Annotated in this window: 17 protein-coding genes and 1 pseudogene; 9 read left to right on the top strand and 9 right to left on the bottom strand. The window is 75.5% G+C overall.

The genetic code is table 11. The features are described 5' to 3' along the window. Positions 1-46: 46 nt before the first annotated feature. Together ACI79F_RS07105 and ACI79F_RS07100 are read right to left on the bottom strand one after the other, a co-directional pair. Positions 47-1,063, bottom strand: coding sequence for an alpha/beta fold hydrolase (locus ACI79F_RS07105; protein ID WP_456545494.1), 1,017 nt, complete (start codon positions 1,061-1,063; stop codon positions 47-49). Positions 1,064-1,083: 20 nt separating this feature from the next. Continuing rightward, entirely contained in the window at positions 1,084-2,583 is a 1,500-nt protein-coding gene (locus tag ACI79F_RS07100) for a flavin-containing monooxygenase (protein WP_456545495.1), read from the bottom strand. Between the two features lie 74 nt (positions 2,584-2,657). Between ACI79F_RS07100 and ychF the strand changes: the two genes are divergently transcribed. The 4 genes and pseudogenes from ychF (at position 2,658) to ACI79F_RS07080 (ending at position 4,661) form a co-directional block, all read left to right on the top strand. Next, complete coding sequence (gene ychF / locus ACI79F_RS07095; protein ID WP_456578889.1) at positions 2,658-3,731, top strand: redox-regulated ATPase YchF; 1,074 nt, start codon at positions 2,658-2,660, stop codon at positions 3,729-3,731. Between the two features lie 142 nt (positions 3,732-3,873). Next, a pseudogene (locus tag ACI79F_RS07090) lies at positions 3,874-4,176 on the top strand (TasA family protein); the annotation flags it as partial. A gap of 163 nt (positions 4,177-4,339) precedes the next feature. Further along, positions 4,340-4,510 (top strand): hypothetical protein, encoded by a 171-nt coding sequence (locus ACI79F_RS07085; RefSeq protein ID WP_456545551.1) that lies wholly within the window; start codon positions 4,340-4,342, stop codon positions 4,508-4,510. Next, positions 4,500-4,661 carry a hypothetical protein gene (locus ACI79F_RS07080; protein ID WP_456545497.1) on the top strand — a complete coding sequence of 54 codons (162 nt, stop codon included), beginning with the start codon at positions 4,500-4,502 and terminating at the stop codon, positions 4,659-4,661. Before ACI79F_RS07085 ends, ACI79F_RS07080 begins: the two co-directional genes overlap by 11 nt. Positions 4,662-4,861: 200 nt before the next feature. Here ACI79F_RS07080 and ACI79F_RS07075 read toward each other — a convergent pair whose 3' ends face one another. Both ACI79F_RS07075 and ACI79F_RS07070 read right to left on the bottom strand, forming a co-directional pair. Beyond that, complete coding sequence (locus ACI79F_RS07075; protein WP_456545498.1) at positions 4,862-5,689, bottom strand: MOSC domain-containing protein; 828 nt, start codon at positions 5,687-5,689, stop codon at positions 4,862-4,864. An 84-nt stretch (positions 5,690-5,773) separates the two neighbouring features. Continuing rightward, the gene (locus ACI79F_RS07070; RefSeq protein WP_456545499.1) at positions 5,774-6,967 is read right to left on the bottom strand and encodes an NAD(P)/FAD-dependent oxidoreductase; all 1,194 of its coding nucleotides are present in this window, start codon (positions 6,965-6,967) and stop codon (positions 5,774-5,776) included. Between the two features lie 197 nt (positions 6,968-7,164). Here ACI79F_RS07070 and ppk2 point away from each other — a divergent pair, with 197 nt between their 5' ends. Then, the gene (ppk2, locus tag ACI79F_RS07065; RefSeq protein ID WP_456545500.1) at positions 7,165-8,010 is read left to right on the top strand and encodes a polyphosphate kinase 2; all 846 of its coding nucleotides are present in this window, start codon (positions 7,165-7,167) and stop codon (positions 8,008-8,010) included. Between the two features lie 15 nt (positions 8,011-8,025). On the opposite strand, the gene ACI79F_RS07060 is transcribed toward ppk2, so the two are convergent. The 3 genes from ACI79F_RS07060 to ACI79F_RS07050 form a co-directional block, all read right to left on the bottom strand. Then, on the bottom strand, positions 8,026-8,595 hold the full coding sequence (locus tag ACI79F_RS07060) for a TIGR03086 family metal-binding protein (RefSeq protein WP_456545501.1): 570 nt from the start codon (positions 8,593-8,595) through the stop codon (positions 8,026-8,028). Between the two features lie 81 nt (positions 8,596-8,676). Then, the gene (locus ACI79F_RS07055; protein WP_456545502.1) at positions 8,677-9,549 is read right to left on the bottom strand and encodes an RNA polymerase sigma-70 factor; all 873 of its coding nucleotides are present in this window, start codon (positions 9,547-9,549) and stop codon (positions 8,677-8,679) included. Further along, positions 9,546-10,139, bottom strand: a complete 594-nt coding sequence (locus ACI79F_RS07050) for a carboxymuconolactone decarboxylase family protein (protein WP_456545503.1) — start codon at positions 10,137-10,139, stop codon at positions 9,546-9,548. The genes ACI79F_RS07055 and ACI79F_RS07050 overlap by 4 nt, the downstream gene beginning before the upstream one ends. Positions 10,140-10,381: 242 nt before the next feature. Here ACI79F_RS07050 and ACI79F_RS07045 point away from each other — a divergent pair, with 242 nt between their 5' ends. The 3 genes from ACI79F_RS07045 to ACI79F_RS07035 are packed head-to-tail and all read left to right on the top strand — an operon-like array spanning position 10,382 to position 13,170. Beyond that, positions 10,382-11,206, top strand: a complete 825-nt coding sequence (locus ACI79F_RS07045; protein ID WP_456545504.1) for a class I SAM-dependent methyltransferase — start codon at positions 10,382-10,384, stop codon at positions 11,204-11,206. 52 nt (positions 11,207-11,258) lie between these two features. Beyond that, entirely contained in the window at positions 11,259-12,122 is an 864-nt protein-coding gene (locus tag ACI79F_RS07040) for a patatin-like phospholipase family protein (RefSeq protein ID WP_456545505.1), read from the top strand. A gap of 1 nt (position 12,123) precedes the next feature. Then, the gene (locus tag ACI79F_RS07035; protein WP_456545506.1) at positions 12,124-13,170 is read left to right on the top strand and encodes a lysophospholipid acyltransferase family protein; all 1,047 of its coding nucleotides are present in this window, start codon (positions 12,124-12,126) and stop codon (positions 13,168-13,170) included. Positions 13,171-13,175: 5 nt separating this feature from the next. On the opposite strand, the gene ACI79F_RS07030 is transcribed toward ACI79F_RS07035, so the two are convergent. After that, entirely contained in the window at positions 13,176-13,733 is a 558-nt protein-coding gene (locus tag ACI79F_RS07030) for a hypothetical protein (protein WP_456545507.1), read from the bottom strand. A 47-nt stretch (positions 13,734-13,780) separates the two neighbouring features. Then, on the bottom strand, positions 13,781-14,770 hold the full coding sequence (locus ACI79F_RS07025) for an LLM class flavin-dependent oxidoreductase (RefSeq protein WP_456545508.1): 990 nt from the start codon (positions 14,768-14,770) through the stop codon (positions 13,781-13,783). 86 nt (positions 14,771-14,856) lie between these two features. Between ACI79F_RS07025 and ACI79F_RS07020 the strand changes: the two genes are divergently transcribed. Then, positions 14,857-17,697, top strand: a complete 2,841-nt coding sequence (locus ACI79F_RS07020; RefSeq protein ID WP_456545509.1) for an AfsR/SARP family transcriptional regulator — start codon at positions 14,857-14,859, stop codon at positions 17,695-17,697. Positions 17,698-17,735 lie beyond the last annotated feature (38 nt).

Here is a 17,735-nt window from a genome sequence, read left to right as displayed (position 1 = left end):
GTCCTCCCTCACCGCACACCGTGAGGGAGGACGCGCGACGATCAGGTCAGCTGATCGTGGCCGACTGACCGGCCCGGGCCAGCGCCCGGTCGACGAGCGCGAGCAGGCGGCGGCTGACCTCGGACCGGCGCTGCATCTGCACCATGTGCCCGACGCCCGGGTAGACGGCGAGCTCCGCGGTCGGCAGCGCCGCGGCGATCGCGCGGCTGTGCTCCACGGGGCACAGCCGGTCGGCGTCCCCCACGGCGACCAGCACCGGGATCTCGCTCAACGCGGCCAGGGCGGCCGCCCGGTCGTGGTCGGAGAACGTCGGCAGGAACGCGGCCACCGTCTCGGCCGTGCACGCGCGGTGCACCTCGGTCGCCGCCCGGATGTCGGCCGGGTCGGCGCCCTTGCTGAAGATCAGCCACATGTCCAGGGCGCCGACCGCCCGCTTCTTCCCGGCGAGCTCGGCCTGCACCGCGCGCTCGTTGAGCACGGGCAGCAGCTTCTTGACCACCCGCGCCACCGGCGCCGGCATGCCGTAGGTGACCGCGTCCAGGCCCCCGGCGCTGGTGCCCACGAGCGCGACGCCGACCACGCGGTCGCCGAACAGCTCGGGGCGCTGCTCGGCCAGCGCGATCAGCGTCATGCCGCCCATCGAGTGCCCGCCGAGCACGACCGGCCCCTCGGGGACGACCTGCTCGAGCACCTCGGCCAGGTCGCGGGCCAGTTGCTCGATCGTGGCCTTGTCCCGCGGCGTCGGGCCGGAGGCGCCGTGGCCGCGGTGGTCGTAGGTGACGACCTGCAGGTCCGGCCGGGCGTCGAGCAGGTCGCGGACCTGGCCGGCCCACAGCCGCGAGGACTGCACGTAGCCGTGGGCCAGGACGACGGTCGCCGTCGGCCGTTCGGCGCCGAACACCTCGACGTGCAGGTCGACGCCGTCCTCGGTGCGGGCCGTGCGGACGCGGCCCTGCGGCGGGGGCGGCGCGGGCGGCGCGGCGGGGCGGGCGGCGCGGCGGCGGGCCGCGAGGCCCCCCACGGCGAGGACGGCGAGACCGGCGGCGGCGACGGACGGGCGCATGGACGGCATCTTCCGGCAGGTCAGGCGGCGACCGGGACCCGGGGTGCGGCGCGCAGCTCGTAGGCCTCGGCGTCGAAGCGCCGCATGAGCCGCATGTACGCCGACGTGTGGCCGGGCCACAGGGCGAAGTTGCGGCCCTGCTCGTCGCGGTACCAGGACCGGCAGCCGCCGACGTCCCACACGGTGCCGGCGAGGTCGGCCTGCAGGCGCGCGTTGGAGGCGTCCTGCGCGGCGCGCGTGACCTCGAGCGCACCGGTGCCCGTCTCCTGCAGCGTCCGCAGCGCCCGCACGACGTAGCCGATCTGCGCCTCGATCATGAGGACGACGGAGGTGTGGCCCAGTGCGGTGTTCGGGCCGAGCAGCAGGAACAGGTTCGGGAAGCCGGCCACGGTGGTGCCGCGGTGCGCCCGGACGCCGCCGTCGTCCCACTCCTCGCGCAGCGTGCGTCCCTCCCGGCCGACCAGCCGGTGGGCCAGCGGGATGTCCATGGCGCGGAAGCCGGTGCCGTAGACGACGGCGTCGACCTCATGCTCGGCGCCGTCGGCGTCCACCACCGCGTGCGGGCGGACCTCCGCGACCGCGGACGTGACCACCTCGACGTTCGGCTGCGTGAGCGCGGCCAGGTAGTCGTCGCTGACCACGACGCGCTTGCAGCCGATGGCGTACGCCGGGGTGAGCCTCGCCCGCAGGGACGGGTCGGGCACCTGCTGCTCCAGGAACGCCCGGGCCTGCCGCTCGAACACCGCCCGCACCCGGCCGCCGCCGGTGAAGGCGCGCAGCCGGGCCTCGTGGGCGACGTACTGGCCGCCGCGGGCCAGCCGCAGCAGCCCCGGCGCAGCCGCCCACCGCCGCTGCTCCTGCCCGGTGTAGGCGCGGTCGCCGCGCGGGATGACCCAGGGCGGGGTGCGCTGGAAGACCACGACCTGCGCCGCCGTCCGCTGCAGCGCGGGGACGAACTGGGCGGCCGACGCGCCCGTGCCGACCACGGCCACCCGCTTGCCGGCCAGGTCGACCGAGTGGTCCCAGCGGGCGGAGTGGAACGACGGGCCCGCGAAGGAGTCGACGCCGGGCACCTCGGGCAGGTGCGGCTCCACCAGGCCGCCGGCGCCGCTCACCAGGACGTCGGCGGTGAGCTCCCCGCGGCTGGTCTCCAGCCGCCACACCAGCGCGTCGTCGTCCCACCGCCCGGCGACGACGTCGGTGTCCAGGTGCAGGTGCGGCAGGACGCCGTGCTCGGCGGCGACCTGCTCGAGGTAGCCGCGGATCTCCGGCTGCCGCGAGTACACGTGCGACCAGTCGCGCTTGGGCGCGAAGGAGAACGAGTAGAGGTGGCTGGGCACGTCGCAGGCCGCGCCCGGGTAGGTGTTGTCGCGCCAGGTGCCGCCGAGGGCACCGGCGCGCTCCAGGACGACGAAGTCGTCGATCCCGGCCCGCCGCAGGGCGACCGCGGTGCCGATCCCGGAGAAACCGCTGCCGACGACGGCGATGCGGGTGCGGCGGGGGAGGGGGGCGGGCGTCACGGGACCTCCGGGGGACGGGTGGGGGCAGCCTGGCACGCGCCCCCGCCGTCCGGCGCCCCGTACGCTCGATGTCCGTGAGTCTCACCATCGGGATCGTCGGTCTGCCCAACGTCGGCAAGTCCACCCTGTTCAACGCGCTGACCAAGAACGACGTCCTGGCGGCGAACTACCCGTTCGCCACGATCGAGCCCAACGTCGGCGTGGTCGGCGTGCCCGACCCCCGGCTGGGGCGGCTCGCCGAGCTGTTCTCCTCGCAGAAGGTCGTCCCGGCGACCGTGTCGTTCGTCGACATCGCCGGCATCGTGCGCGGCGCCAGCGAGGGGCAGGGGCTGGGCAACAAGTTCCTGGCCAACATCCGCGAGAGCGACGCGATCTGCCAGGTCATCCGGGTCTTCACCGACCCCGACGTCGTACACGTCGAGGGGAAGGTCAGTCCCCGCGACGACATCGAGACGATCAACACCGAGCTGGTCCTGGCCGACCTGCAGACGCTGGAGAAGGCGATCCCGCGGCTGGAGAAGGAGGCCAAGAAGGACAAGGAGCGCGCCGCGCTGCTGGCGGCCGCGGAGGCCGCCGCCGAGGTGCTGAACACCGGGCAGACGCTGTTCGCCGCCGGGGTCGACCCGGCGCCGCTGCGCGAGCTGACCCTGCTGACGACGAAGCCGTTCCTCTACGTCTTCAACGTCGACGCCGACGAGCTGGCCAACGAGTCGCTCATCGCCGAGCTGCGCGAGCTGGTCGCGCCGGCCGAGGCGATCCTGCTCGACGCCAAGACCGAGGCCGAGCTCGCCGAGCTGCCGGCCGAGGAGGCCGCGGAGCTGCTCGAGTCGATCGGGCAGAGCGAGCCGGGCCTGGACCAGCTGGCCAAGGTCGGCTTCCGCACCCTGGGGCTGCAGACCTACCTGACCGCCGGGCCCAAGGAGGCCCGCGCCTGGACGATCCCGGTCGGCGCGACCGCGCCGCAGGCCGCCGGGGTCATCCACACCGACTTCCAGCGCGGCTTCATCAAGGCCGAGATCGTCGGCTTCGAGCAGCTGATGGAGGCCGGCTCGATGACCGAGGCGAAGGCCCGCGGCTGGGTGCGGATCGAGGGCAAGGACTACGTGATGGCCGACGGCGACGTCGTGGAGTTCCGCTTCAACGTCTGACCGGGGCGTGCCGCAGTGCCGGGCTGGTGGCTGACCGGGCACCGGAGCTTCTCTCATCTGCACGGACAGTCGACTTCATCGGGAGCGGCTCGGCGCCGATACAGGGCTTGTCGTCCTGTCGTCCCGAGAGAAGCGAAACGCCGTGCACTCGATCAGGAGCCTCGCGAGCTCTGTCCTGCAGACCCGGACCGGCAAGGTCGTCGCCTCCGTGGGCGCGCTCGGGGTGGCGACCTCCGTCGCGGGACTGGCCACGTTCGGCACCTTCAGCGACAGCACCTCGGTCGACACCGCCGTCCAGTCCGGCACCCTGTCCATCGACCTCGGTGCCCCGGGCGGAGTGCCGCACGTCATCCCGGTGAGGACCGATGACTTCCTGCCCGGGGACTCACTGACGCGGGGGATCAACCTCGAGAACGACGGGACCGTCGCCCTGTCCTCGGTGCACCTCGCCACCACTGCGGGTCCCAGCAGCGCGCTGATCACCGACCCGGTCAACGGCCTGCAACTGACCCTGACGGCGTGCTCCCCGCGCGTGGACTCGAGGGGGCACGAATGCCCTGCCCACCTACTCCTGCGAAGGCACGACACGGACCCTGTACTCCGGCCCGGTGGTGAGCACGGCGGCCCTGCCGGCACCCAACAGCCTCACACCGGGCGGGACGGACAGCTTGATCTTCACGCTGCTGTTGCCGAGCACGGCTGGTAACGAGATGCAGGGGCTCAGCGCCACGGTGAACATCGGCTTCACCGCCGTCCAGGCTGCCGGTGGTGCCCGCTGACCTCTCGGCGTCGGTGCAGGAGCAGGCCCGGCGCCGGCGCCGCGACCCGGACCAGCTCCACCAGCGTCGGTGGGTCGAGGACGGCGACCTGGCCACGTCCGCGGGGTCTCCGCCGGGATCGACCTGGCCCTGCATCTCGCCGCTCGCCTGACCGACGAGGCCACCCGCCCGCCGGGCGCAGCGGGCCGTCGACCACGACCCGTGACCGCTCTGGGGTGGCATCGAGTACGCCCGCTTCCCCGCGCGCGCTGCGCGGCGCGACCGGCCTGACCGCCCCGCTCGTCACCGCCCGCCCCCCACGGCTGGCCTGGGCCGGCCGGTGAGGTCGTGCCGCACGCGGTGGGCGGCCGATCACCCGGCGGTGGTCGCCTCGGCCGGGAGGAGCTCGACCTCGTCGCCGACCGCCACGGATCCCGGCTCCTCGACGGTGGCGTACATGCCGAAGACCACCGCGCCGTTGTCCGGCAGGTGGGCGACCGGGGTGGTGAGGTCGGCGGCCAGCTCCCCGCGGTAGCGGGTGATGGCCTTGAGCGTGCTGAAGTCGACCACCCCGGTGTCGGGGTTCTCATTGGTGACGACGCAGCGCGGGACCGGGCCGACCACCCGGATCGTCGCCCCGCCCAGCCGGACCCGCCGGCCCGCCCAGGTGTCCTCCTCGTGCACCGCGCAGCCGTCGAGCTCGACGAGCATGCGGAAGCGCCGCGAGTCCAGCCGGTCGCCGTCCGGGGTGACCCGGCGCAGGTGCTCCATGGTGGCCGTCGACAGCAGCGTCACCGGGTGCACGTCGACACCGTGCCCGGGGGTGTCGGCGGCGACCAGGTGGACCGGCTTGCCGACGAACTCGCTGAGCGCCGCCGACCAGGGGCCCGGGACCAGGTGGCCGGGGACGTCGCGGCCGTAGAAGTCGGTGACGACCGGCTCGCCGGGCTCCGCCGTCGTCCCCTCGACCGGCGCGCGGTCGGGGAACTGCAGGGTCAGGTGCTGCCGCTGCGCGTCGTACCGCGTGCTGATCCGCACCAGCGGCCCGTGGTGCTTGCCGTTGAACAGCCGGTAGCGCTCGTCGACCAGGTGGAAGCGCCGGTTGTCCTCGACCCCGTTCCGGGTGAGCTGCACGCTGCCGGGATGGTGCAGGGCGGTGCCCTTGACCGGGGTGGTCGAGAAACGCGAGACGACGGGCACGGGTCTCCATCCGGTCGGGCGGGGCGGGGGCTCGGGACGTTCGTACCTGGCGCCGCCCGGCCGCGCAGCACCGGGTCCGAGGGCTCAGACCCGCCCGCGCAGGATCCGCCGCCAGTAGACCTGCGGCAGGGCGTACCGGTCGAACCACCACGTGGCCCGCCGCGGCCGCACCGGGTCGACGAACGGCACGGACGGGCTGGGCCGGCCGTCGCGGTCGACCTCGGTGAGCGACAGCGTGTGGCGGGCGACGGTGATCGGCACGACCGTGTAGCCGTCGTAGCGCTGCATCGCCGTCCCGTCCCGAGCCGCGGCGAGGTTGGCGCTCAGGACGGCGACCTGCCTGCGCAGCGCGCCGCCCGAGGGGCGGGTCCGCAGGTCGGCGGCGTCGCCGAGGGCCCACACCGACGGGTGGCGACGGTGCCGCAGCGTGAACGGGTCGACGTCCACCAGCCCGGGGTCGGCGTCGCCCGCGAGCCCGCTGCCGGCGATCCAGCGCGGAGCCCGGTAGCGGGGGACGGCGTGGGCGACGGCGACGTCCTCCAGCACCCGCCGGCCGGTCGGCGAGCCGACCGTCAGGGTGTGCAGGTCGGCGTCCACCCGCTCGACCCGGGCCTCGCGCAGCACCTCGACGCCGTGTCCGGCGAGGGCCCGCTCGAGCACCTCGTCGGCGTGCGGCACCCCGGTCGGGGTCGCCTCGGGGAGCACGAGGCGGACGTCGAAGTCGGCCAGCACGCCGCTGCGCCGCCAGTGGTCGCACGCCATCAGCAGCGGCTTGAGCGCCGTCGGCCCGCAGGAGGCCGGCTCCGGCGGCACGGTGAAGACGACGGAGCCGCCCCGCAGCGACGACAGCAGCGGCCACACCCGCGGCGTGCTCCCCGGGACGTACGTGGAGGCGGCCCACCCGTCGGCGTAGGCCTCCTGCAGGCCGGGCGTCGCCGCCCAGTCCTCCACCAGGCCCGGGCAGAGGACGAGCGTCCCGTACCGCAGCACCCGTCCGAGGCGCGTGGTGACGGTCGCGGCCGCGGGGTCGACCGCGTCGACGGCGTCGCGGACCCACGTGCACCCGGGCGGGACGACGTCGGCCATCGGGCGCTCGAGCTCCGCCATCGTCGCCTCGCCCCCGCCCACGTAGTTGAGCAGCGGCTTGTACCGGTGCACCGGCTGCGGCGCGACCACCGTGACGCCCCCGACGCCGTCGCGCAGCAGCCGCGCCGCCAGCGAGATGCCGGCGTTGCCGCCGCCGACCACCAGGACCTCGTGCAGCTCTCCGTCCGTCACCCCCGGGCTCTTCCCCCACCGGATCGGTTGCACACAACCCACCGGGGAAGCGTTGCCCACCAGCGGGCCTCGGCGCCGATCCGGTGCGGGCCGCGGCGCACCTCCACCATCCGGTTCCCCGGCGACGACGTCCGATCCGCGGGCCCGGCCGGGCCGCAGGGGTTGTCCGGGGCAGAACGGCGGGTCGATGCTGCAGCATGGCCGGAGCCCATGGGTCCAAGGTGTCCGAGGTCGAGCGGTCGTCGAAGGCGACGTCGAACGGAAAGGTGGACACCGCCTTCTACGAGAAGGAGCTCGCGCGGCTGCAGATCGAGTTGGTCAAGCAGCAGGAGTACATCCGCGCGCGGGGCCTGCGGGTCGTCGTGATCTTCGAGGGGCGCGATGCCGCCGGCAAGGGCGGCGCGATCCAGCGGATCACCGAGTCGCTCAACCCCCGGGCCGCCCGGGTCGTCGCGCTGCCCGCCCCCTCGGACAAGGAGAAGGGGCAGTGGTACTTCCAGCGGTACGTGGCCCACCTCCCCGCCCGGGGCGAGATGGTCCTGCTCGACCGGTCCTGGTACAACCGCGCCGGCGTCGAGCGGGTCATGGGCTTCTGCACCGAGGTCGAGTACGTGGAGTTCCTGCGCTCCTGCCCGGAGTTCGAGCGCATGCTCGTCCGCAGCGGCATCACGCTGATCAAGTACTGGTTCTCCATCAGCGACACCGAGCAGGAGAAGCGGTTCCAGGCCCGGCTGAAGGACCCGACCCGGCGCTGGAAGCTCAGCCCCATGGACCTCGAGGCCCGCAACCGCTGGGTCGAGTACTCCCGGGCCAAGGACGCCATGTTCGCCGCCACCGACATCCCCGAGGCGCCGTGGTGGGTGGTCGACGCCGAGGTGAAGAAGCGCGCCCGCCTCAACGTCATCAGCCACCTGCTCAGCCAGGTGCCCTACGAGGACCTCACCCCGGCCGCGCCGAAGCTGCCCCCGCGCCCGCGGATCCACGACGACTACGTCCGGCCGCCGAAGGAGTCGCAGAAGTTCATCCCGGACGTCGTCCCCTGACAGCCGTCCCCGCGGTCAGCGCGGGTCGCGGCCGATGAAGGCCAGCAGCCGCGTCTGCGGGTCGGCGTCGGCGGGCACCGGCACCCGCGGCCCGTACTGACCGCTGGCGCGCAGCAGCTCGTCCATCGGCTCCATGCCGGCGAGCATCCGCGCGCAGCGCTCCGGGTCCAGCGTCTCGTCCTGCCCGGTCGCCCGGGCCAGGTCCCAGGAGTGCATGAAGACGTCGGCGGTGAAGAACTGGGACACCGCCTGCGGCAGCGGGACGTCGCCGATGTGCGGGTTGCGGACCACCAGGTCGGCGGACGCCGGGTCGTCGAGCAGCGCCTGCACGCCGTCGCTGAACGTCCGCCAGGCGGCCGCCGGGTCGTCGTCCACCGAGGGCCCGGCCGGCAGCTCCACCCCGGCGCCGGCCCGCAGGAACCCCGGGAACCACTCGACCAGGTGCCGGACGACGTCGCGGGCGGTCCACCCGGCGACCGGGGAGGGCCGGTCCCAGGTCGCGGCGTCCGGCACCCCCTCGACCAGCCGGGTGAAGCGGCCGCCGATCTCGCGGTACTCCTCGGCGGGGGTCAGGTCGACCTGCATGTCGGCTCCTCGGGGCGCGGGTGTCGTCCCGGGATGGACGGCTGACGCGGCCGGAACTCATCGGTGCCGCGGCCCCCGCCCTCACCGCCGCAGGTCAGCGACCTCGTCGAGCCGGCGCAGCTTGTGCGGGTTGCGCATCGCGTAGATCCGGGTGATCCGGCCGTCCTCGACGACGAAGGTCACCGCCGTCTCGAACTCCCCGCCCGGGTCGATCCGCGCCGCGGGGGCGCCGTTGACCGTGGGCGTGGTGATCTGCACCCCGGGCGCGAGCCGGGTGAACCGGGACAGCGCGTTCGCCACCCGCGCCCGGCCGGACACCGGGCGCAGCGCGGCCGGCGCCAGGCCGCCGCCGTCGGCGACGACCACGACGTCCGGGGCGAGCACGTCCATCAGCCCCTGCACGTCGCCGGCGGTGAGGGCGGCGAGGAACCGCTCCACGACCCGCTGCTGCTCGGCGCGGCTCACCTCCATCCGGGGACGGCGGGCGGCCACGTGCTGCCGGGCCCGGTGCGCGATCTGCCGGACCGCGGCGGCGGACCTGCCCACGGCGGCGGCGATCTCGTCGTAGGGGACGTCGAACACCTCGTGCAGGACGAGGACGGCGCGCTCGGTCGGCGTCAGCGTCTCCAGCACGGTGAGCATCGCGATCGAGACGCTCTCCGCGAGCTCGACGTCCTCGGCGACGTCCGGGCCGGTGAGCAGCGGCTCGGGCAGCCACTCGCCGACGTAGTCCTCGCGGCGGCGGGCGAGGGTGCGCAGCCGGTTGAGCGACTGGCGGGTGACGACCTGGACGAGGTACGCGCGCGGGTCGCGCACCGCCGCCCGGTCGGCGTCCGCCCACCGCAGCCAGGTCTCCTGCACGACGTCGTCGGCGTCGGCGGCCGAGCCGAGCATCTCGTAGGCGACGGTGAACAGCAGGCCGCGGTGGGCGAGGAACGGGTCGTCGTCCGTCATGCCGGGGCGATCCCGTCGGCGGCGGGGGCGGCCAGCGGCGGCAGCCCGCAGGACGCGGAGAACTCCTGCGAGCGGATGCCCAGCGCCACGTTCCCGCGGGCGGTCATGTTCATCATCCCGATCCTCGCGGTCAGCTCGACGAGCGCGGGCGCGCCCAGCTCCGCGAGCAGCGCGGCCGACAGGTCGTCGGTCACGGCCGGCGGGGTCTGGCTCATGGCCTCGGCGTACTCCATCACCCGCCGCTCCAGCGGCGTGAAGACGGCGGACTCCCGCCACCGCGGCACCTCCCGGGCCTTGGCCTCGTCCAGCCCCTTGGTGCGCGCCAGGAAGTAGTGCAGGTCCAGGCAGAAGCCGCAGCCGATCGTGCTCGCCGCGGCCATGGCGGCGAACGTGGCCAGGTGGGGGTCCAGCCGGTTCCACGAGTCGACCTTGCGGCCGAACGCCATCGAGTCCTTGAGGACGGCGGGGTGGTGCCACATCACGCCGGCGCCGTCCGGCACCTGGCCGAACATCCGGCGGCTGAACGCCTTCAGCAGGGCCCCGTAGACGCCGGTGATCTCGGTCGCGGGGACCCGGGTGCTGCTCGCCATGTCTCCTCCTGGGGTCGTGGTGGCCTCGACATGGAGACACCGGCCGCGGCCGCGGTGTGACACGGGGCCGGATCGGGCCGAAGTGCCCGAGACACCGGCCGCCGGATGCGTTTGGGTGCGGTCGGAGGGAGCGCCGACCAGCGGGCCGCAGCACACGGGGGCCCGGGGGAGGGCCGGATGCCGTCCGTCCGGGGCGCCTCCGACGAACGACGCTCGGTGGCCCGCGGAGGAGGGCCGCACCGATGGGCACCACCACCCTGCCGGTGTTCACGCCGACCGAGGACAGCCTGTTCCTGACGCTGTGCTGCCGGGCGCTGGACCACCGCTCACCGCACCCGGTCCTCGGGGACTCCGAGGCCGACCGGATCGTGCGCACGCTGGACTACGACCACGGCCGGCTGCACATCGACACCGACCTCCGGCTCAACGTCGCACTGCGCGCAAAGGTCCTGGACGACGTGACACGGGCGTTCCTGGCCCGCCACCCCGACGCGATCGGTCTGGACCTGGGCGCCGGCCTGGACACCCGGCACGCCCGGATCGCGCCGCCGTCCACCGTCGAGTGGTACGACGTCGACCTCCCCGCCGTGGCGGAGGCCCGCCGGCGCCTGGTCCCCGAGCGCCCGCACGCCCACGTCGTCGGCGCGGACGTGACGTCCACCGAGTGGCTCGACGCCCTGCCGACGGACCGGCCGGTCGTGGTGGTCGCCGACGGGCTCATGGGGTTCCTCAGCGAGAACGAGGTGATCTCGCTGTTCGACCGGCTGGTCGGCCACTTCCCGAGCGGCGAGCTGGTCTTCAACAGCTACAGCCGCTTCGCGGTCTGGGCGGTGAAGCACAGCCGCGGCACCCGCTCCGTCGCCGACCTGCTCCGGTTCCCCGGGTTCGACGACCCGCGCGTGCCCGAGAGCTGGAACCCGCGCCTGCACCTGGTGCGGGAGATCCTGCTGGCCCGGCGGCCGGAGATCGCCACCTACCCGCGCCTGCTGCGGCTGTACTACGGCCTGCTGTCCCGCCGGACGTCGTGGGCCCGCAAGGGCACGATCGTCCTGCACTACCGCTTCTGACCGAGCTCCGTCCCGGGCTGCCCGACGCGCCGCGTCCGGGCACGATCTCCCCATGGCACCGGTGTCGGCCGGGCGGGGCGGCACCGCCTTCGTCCTCGGTGGCGGAGGCGTGCTCGGTGCCGCCGAGGTCGGGATGCTGCAGGCGTTGTTCGAGCACGGCGTCCGTCCCGACCTCGTCGTCGGCACCTCGGTCGGTGCGGTCAACGGGGCGCTCGTCGCCGCCGATCCGACGCCGGACGCGGTGGTCCGGCTGCGCGCGGTCTGGGAGGAGCTGGCCTCCTCGGGGGTCTTCGCGGGGTCCGTGTTCGCCCGGGTCGGCACCCTCGTGCGCACGCGCACCCACATGCACCCGCGGGAGCCGCTGCGCGACCTGCTCGCGGCGCACCTGCCGGTGCGGACGTTCGGCGAGCTGCGGGTCCCCTTCCAGTGCGTCGCGGCCAGCATCGAGCGGGCGGCCGAGCACTGGTTCGCCGACGGCCCGCTGATCGACGCGGTGCTCGCCTCCTGCGCGGTCCCCGGTCTGTTGCCCGCGGTCGAGATCGGCGGGGAGCACTTCCTGGACGGCGGGCTGGTGCACAGCATCCCGGTGGGCCGGGCGGTCGCGCTCGGCGCCGACACCGTCTACGTCCTCCACGTGGGGCGGATCGACCGGCCGCTGCGTCCACCGACCCGGCCCTGGGAGGTCGCGACCGTCGCCTTCGAGATCGCCCGCCGGCACCGCTTCGCCGGTGACCTGGCCGCCCTGCCGCCAGGGGTCACCGTGCACGTGCTGCCGTCGGGGGACCCGACCCCACCTGGGGCCGGGAACCTGCGGTACCGCGACTTCTCCGGCGTCCGCGACCGGATCGACCGCGCGTACGCGGCGGCTCGCGACTCCTTGGTCCGCGCGGGCGACCCGCGTGGGGGAGGAGCCTGACGTGCTGCCGTCCCGGCCGGTGCGCCGTGTCACCGGTCCCCTGCTCATCGCCGCGCTGGTGCTCGGGGTCCTGCTGCTGCCGCTGTTCGTCGTCGCAGCGGCCGTCGCCTCGGCGCTCCTGCCGGGGCGCTGGCGGGCGCTGCGCCTGCTGGGCTTCGCCCTGGTGTACCTGGCGCTGGAGGTCGCCGGGCAGGTGGCCGCAGGGGTGCTCTGGGTGCTCGGCGGCTTCGGTCGTCGGCTGGACGCGCCGGTCTGGCGGGCAGCCCACTACACGGTGCTGCGCGTGCTCCTCGACGTCCTGATGCGGGCGGCGCAGCGGTTGTTCGCGCTCCGGGTCGTGACCGACGGCGAGTCCTGGTCCCCGCTGGACGACGGGGTGCCGGGCTCGACCAACGCCATGGTGGTGCTCTCCCGGCACGCCGGCCCGGGCGACTCGTTCCTCCTGGTCAACACGCTGATGAACCGCGACCACCTGCGCCAGCCCCGGATCGTGCTGAAGGACCTGCTGCAGTGGGACCCGCTCATCGACGTCTACCTCAACCGGCTGCCCAACCACTTCGTGGCGGCCCGCCCGGACGCCGGACCGGGCTCGTCCGAGGCGATCGCCGAGCTGGCCCGAGACCTCGGCGAGGAGGACGCGTTGCTCCTCTTCCCGGAGGGGGCGAACTTCACCCCGCGGCGCCGGGTGCGGGCCATCGAACGACTGCGGAAGCGGGGCCTGGCGACCGCCGCGCGCCAGGCGGAGGGGTTGCAGCACGTGCTGCCGCCACGGCCGGCGGGGGTGCGCGCGGCGCTCGGCGCGGCCCCGCACGCCGACGTCGTCTTCGTCGCGCACACGGGGCTGGACCACCTGCACACGGTGCGGGACCTGTGGCGGAGCCTGCCGATGGACAAGACGCTGCACCTGCGCTGGTGGTTCGTCCCGGCGGACGAGGTGCCGCGCCACGAGGAGCGGCTGACCGACTGGCTGCATCACTGGTGGACCACGATCGACGACTGGATCGCCACGACCTCGGCCGCCGAGCACCCCGACCTGCGGCCCGGCTGACACGGTCAGCCGCCCGCCAGGAAGCGGGTGACGACCGACGTCCAGCGCTCCCGCGCCTCGTCGTTGAGCTCGAGCGTGGGCACGCCGATCTGGGTGGCGACGAGCGACGCCGTCCCGTCCTCCTTCGGCTCGCTGGTGACGACGACGGACGAGCCGTCCCGCGCCTTCGTCCGCCAGGTGATCCGCCGGTCGGTGCCGCTGACCCTGGGGTCGCCCCCGACGACCGTCTCCCGCACGGCGTCGTCCCCGGCGGCGAAGGCGCACCAGCGCTCCATCAGCTCGGCCATGCCGAAGGGCGTGGCCCGGCTGACGCTGGTCTGGAAGGTGCCGTCGGACCGCTGCCCGGGGATCCGCCGGCCGATGTGCTGCTCGTAGGCGACCGTCACCGACTGGGCCCACCAGCCGACCTGCTCGACCGTGCCGTCCAGCTCCCGGTACACCTCCAGCGCGATGGCCTGGTGGGACAGGTCCTGCGCGCCGATGCCGTCCATGAACCGCAGCCACTCGTCCCAGGAGCGGTTCGTGGCTCGCTCGACCGGCCTGATCCGCGGGTTGGTCGCCATGGCCCCGGATGATCCACGAGGCGCGCCCCCGCCGGGGGCCGGTCCGCTCAGGGGCGCAGGACCTCGAGCGCGTACTCGAGCTCCGCCACCGGCCGGCCCGGCGGCAGCACGATCCCCGGCACGCCCGCGCCCGCGTCGGCCCAGCCCTCGACGGCCGCGCGGGCGGACGCGGCGTCGCCGGCGACGAGCACCTCGTCGACCAGCACCTGCGCCTCCGCCGGCAGCACGGGGGAGCGCGGCGTGGGGTTGGCCGCCACCACCGCGTCGACGGCCGCGCCCAGCCCCAGCCGGCGCAGCGTCCCGGCGTAGAGCGGACCCATGCCCGTCAGGTAGGTGACCACCCACCACGCGGCGACCTCCCGCGCCACCTCCGGGTCCGCGGCCACCGCGACCGGCAGCCCCGGCCGCACCGTCGGCAGCGGCCGGTCGGCGGCGATCGCGCCCTCCTGCAGTTGCTTCACGCCGTCGGCGAGACCGGACCGCGGCAGGAAGAACGGGCACCAGGCGTCGGCGAGCTCGCCGGCCAGCCGGACCGACCGCGGCCCGAGCGCGGCCAGGTGCACCGGGATGCCCGGGTGCGGGTCGACCGCCAGCCGCAGCGGCCGCTGCCCGCCGGCCAGCGTCGGCGTCATCCGCTCGCCGGCCAGCAGCGCGCGCACCTCCCGGGTCACCGAGCCCAGCCGGGCCACCGGGGCGGTGAACCGCTGGTCGTGCAGCCCCTCGGCCAACTGCGGGGAGCCGGCGCCCAGCCCGAGCGCGAACCGGCCGCCGGACACCGTGTCGAGCGAGCCGGCCAGCATCGCGATCGCGGCCGGGCTGCGCCCCCAGACGTTGAGCACGCCGGTGGCCAGCCCGATCCGCTCGGTGCGGGCGGCGATCGCCGCGAGCAGCACGCCGGCGTCGTGCCCCCAGCCCTCGGCGACCGAGAAGGACTCGTAGCCCAGCGCGTCGGCCTGGATCGCCAGGTGCAGGACGACGTCCGCCCGGTTCTCCATCGGCGTGACGCCCACGGAGAGGCGTCGGGTCGGTGTGGTCATGGTCGGCACCCCTCGGCATCTGTCCTCGTCACCTGGCCGCCGCTAGGGTCGGCCGCGCCCGTTGCATCCCGATTGCAGGCCAGCCGATGACAGGTGCAGGCACGGCGCACGTCCGGATCCTCGGACCGCTGCAGGTGGAGGACGCCCGCGGCCCCGTCGCCGTCGGCGGGCACAAACCGCGCACGCTGCTCGCGGCCCTGCTGCTGGCCCGTGGCGACCTCGTGTCCACCGACCGGCTGGTCGCCGCCCTCTGGGGCGACGACCCCCCGCCCGGCGCGGCGACGGCGCTGCGGGCCTACGTCTCCCGGCTGCGCGCCGCCCTCGACGGGGCGGCGGCCCTGCGGCACCGGCCGCCGGGCTACTGCCTGGCCCTGGACGGCGCGACGCTGGACGCCGACACCTTCGAGCGGCTCCTCGGCACCGCGCGGGCCGCGACCGCCGCCGGCGACCTCGACCGCGCGCTGGCCGACCTCGACGCCGCGCTCGCCCTGTGGCGCGGCGACGCGCTGGCCGAGTTCGCCGACGACGACTTCGCCACGGCGACGGCCGCCCGGCTGACCGAGCTGCGCACCAGCGCGCAGGAGGACCGGCTGGAGGTCCTGCTCGACCTGGGCCGGGCGGCCGAGGCGCTGCCGGAGCTCGAGGCGATGGTGCGCCGCCACCCGACGCGGGAGCGGCCCGCGGTCGCGCTGATGCGGGCGCTGTACGCCAGCGGACGGCAGGCCGACGCGCTCGCCGCCTTCCACGACCTGCGCACCCGCCTGGACGACGAGCTCGGCGTCGAGCCGGCCGCCCCCGCGCAGGCGCTCTACCGGCGGATCCTCGTGCACGACCCGGCGCTGGCCGCCGCGCCCCGGCAGGGCAACCTGCCGCGGCGGGCCAGCGGCTTCGTCGGCCGCGAGCGCGAGGTCGACCGCGTCCTGGCCGCGCTGCGCGCCGGGCCGCTGGTCACCCTCACCGGGGTCGGCGGCGCCGGGAAGACCCGGCTGGCGATCGAGGTGGCGGCCCGGGCCCGGCCGCGCTTCCCCGACGGGGCCTGGCTGTGCGAGCTCGCCGCGCTGCCCGACGGCAGCCCGGTCGGGCACGCGGTCGCGGCCGTGCTGCGCATCCAGCAGCGCCCCGGCCTGACGATCGAGCAGACCGTCGTCGACTACCTGCGCCCCCGCGCCCTGCTGCTCGTCGTCGACAACTGCGAGCACGTGCTCGGCCCGGCCGCCCGGCTGGTGGCCGACGTCGTCGCGCACTGCCCGCGGGTCGTCGTCCTGGCGACCAGCCGCGAGGCGCTGGGCGTCGAGGGCGAGCAGCTGTGGCCGGTGCCGCCGCTGCCGGCCGAGGACGCGGCCGCGCTGTTCGTGCAGCGGGCCCGCGCGGTGTCGCCGGACCTGCGGCTCGACGACGCCGCCACCGAGGCGGTCGCCGCCATCTGCGCCCGGCTCGACGGGCTGCCGCTGGGCATCGAGCTGGCCGCCGCCCGGATGCGGGTCATGAGCCCGGCGGAGATCGCCCGGCGGCTGGAGGAGGCTCCGCTGGTCGGCGGGGGCCGCGGCGCCGTCGCCCGGCACCAGAGCCTCGGGCAGGCGGTGGAGTGGTCCTACCGGCTGCTCCCGGAGCCCGAGCAGCGGCTGTTCTGCAACATGTCGGTGTTCGTCGGCGGCGCGGACCTGCGCGCGGTGCACCGGGTCGCCGACCCCGAGGCGACCGAGGACGACGCCCTGGACCGCCTCACCCGCCTCGTCGAGCGCTCCCTGGTGGGCGCGGTCAGCGGCGGGGCGCACAGCCGCTACCGGCTGCTGGAGACCCTGCGCGCCTACGGGCGGTCGCGGACCGAGGCCGACGGCACCGACCGGGCGCTGCACGCCCGGCACGCCGCCCACTACGTGGACCTGGCGGAGCGGGCCGCGCGCGGGGTGCAGGGCCCGGACGAGCGCGCCTGGGTGGAGGAGGCCCTCGCCGACCACGACAACTTCCGCGCCGCGTTCCTCCGCACCGCCGACGGCGACCGCGACCTGGCGCTGCGGCTGGCCGCGGCCGTGCCCGAGCTGGTGCACCTGCGGATCGGCTACGAGGCCTCCGCCTGGGCCGAGCGGGTGGTCGCCGGCGCCGACCCCGCCCACCCCCGCTACGTCGCCGCCGTCGGCGCCGCCGCCCGCGGCGCGTGGAACCGCGGCGACTTCCCCCGCGCCACGGCGCTGGCCCGCCTGGCCGGGGGCCGGCGGCCGCCGCCGGGCACCGCGCGGATCGCCTACCCCGGCGACGTCCTCGCCGACGTCGCGATGTACCAGGGGGACGCCGAGCCGGCGCTGCGGCACTACGCGGCGGAGGCCGAGCGCGCCCGGGCGGACGACGACCGGATCCGGCTGGTGTGGACGCTCTACTACGTCGCCGTCTGCCAGGCCGTGCGCCGCCGGCCGGAGGAGGGGCTCGCCGCGGCGCGGGAGAGCCTCGAGGTGGCCGAGGGGACGGCGAACCCGACGGCGCGGTCGATGGCCCGCTACGCCGTCGGCCTGGTGGTGAAGAAGTCCGAGCCCGAGCGCGCCCTGGCCCTGTTCGACGAGGCGGGCGAGCTGGCCGCGGGCGTGCGGAACTTCTGGTGGCACGGGATCGCGCTGATGGAGGCCGCGGCGACGCGCGGCGTGCACGACGACCCGGCCGTCGCGGCGCGGGCGTTCCTCGCGGTGCTCGACCACTGGGAGCGCGTCGGCGACGCCACCCAGCAGTGGCTCGCCCTGCGCTACGCGGCGCGGCTGCTGCACCGCGTCGGCGCGACCGCCGACGCCGCCGCCCTGCACGCCTGCCTCGTCGCGGCGGGCAAGCCCTCGCCCCTCGGCCCGGCCGGCCCGCCGCCGGCCGGGTCGGTCCGCGACCCCGGCCCGGTCCTGGCGACGGCGGTCGCGCACACCCGCGCGGCCCTGCACCGGATCGCGTGAGCGTGCAGCGGCGTTGCAGCCGGCCTGCAACGGGCCGG

The organism is Blastococcus sp. SYSU D00868 (assembly GCF_054050575.1).
This window is presented reverse-complemented; position numbering and strand designations above follow the sequence as displayed.

Coding starts and splice junctions, on each gene's coding strand:
- ACI79F_RS07060 (WP_456545501.1), bottom strand. CDS start 8,595: ATGCAGGTCGACCTGACCCCCGCCGAGGAGTACCGCGAGATCGGCGGC.
- ACI79F_RS07050 (WP_456545503.1), bottom strand. CDS start 10,139: ATGGCGAGCAGCACCCGGGTCCCCGCGACCGAGATCACCGGCGTCTAC.
- ACI79F_RS07105 (WP_456545494.1), bottom strand. CDS start 1,063: ATGCGCCCGTCCGTCGCCGCCGCCGGTCTCGCCGTCCTCGCCGTGGGG.
- ACI79F_RS07020 (WP_456545509.1), top strand. CDS start 14,857: ATGACAGGTGCAGGCACGGCGCACGTCCGGATCCTCGGACCGCTGCAG.
- ACI79F_RS07045 (WP_456545504.1), top strand. CDS start 10,382: ATGGGCACCACCACCCTGCCGGTGTTCACGCCGACCGAGGACAGCCTG.
- ACI79F_RS07055 (WP_456545502.1), bottom strand. CDS start 9,549: ATGACGGACGACGACCCGTTCCTCGCCCACCGCGGCCTGCTGTTCACC.
- ppk2 (WP_456545500.1), top strand. CDS start 7,165: ATGGCCGGAGCCCATGGGTCCAAGGTGTCCGAGGTCGAGCGGTCGTCG.
- ACI79F_RS07030 (WP_456545507.1), bottom strand. CDS start 13,733: ATGGCGACCAACCCGCGGATCAGGCCGGTCGAGCGAGCCACGAACCGC.
- ACI79F_RS07025 (WP_456545508.1), bottom strand. CDS start 14,770: ATGACCACACCGACCCGACGCCTCTCCGTGGGCGTCACGCCGATGGAG.
- ACI79F_RS07040 (WP_456545505.1), top strand. CDS start 11,259: ATGGCACCGGTGTCGGCCGGGCGGGGCGGCACCGCCTTCGTCCTCGGT.